Origin of the sequence: Streptomyces sp. NRRL F-5122 (assembly GCF_001507435.1) — a bacterium.
GTDB lineage: Bacteria > Actinomycetota > Actinomycetes > Streptomycetales > Streptomycetaceae > Streptomyces > Streptomyces lannensis.
In genome coordinates, this window is record NZ_LMWH01000160.1 from 1 (window position 1) to 338 (window position 338).

At 66.6% G+C, this 338-nt stretch carries 1 pseudogene; it reads right to left on the bottom strand.

Going from position 1 to position 338, the window contains the following annotated elements:
- Nucleotides 1-147: 147 nt before the first annotated feature.
- Nucleotides 148-338: pseudogene (locus ADL25_RS46230) on the bottom strand (hypothetical protein); the annotation flags it as partial.

The window sequence follows — 338 nt, forward strand, 5'->3', positions numbered from 1 at the left end:
GTCCAGGGCGACCCCGACGACACCGAGAAAAAACCCACCGGCCGCATCCGCGACACCCGGAAGCTGCTGCCCACGGCGGCCGTCATCATGAGCCACTTCCTCAACACGACCGGCTTCATCACGACCCTGCTGTTCCCGGAGAAGCAGTTCCGCCCGGATCTGCTCGATCTTGTCGCGGTACTCGGCGGCGTCCCTGCTGCCCGGCTCGTTGGCGATGAACCGGATCTTGCGGCTGGCGCTGTCGCGGACGAACCGCTCCGCCATGGTGTCCAGGCTCACGCTGGTCACCCGTAGCTCGAAGGCACGGGCCAGCCGGGACAGCAACGACACCAGGATGA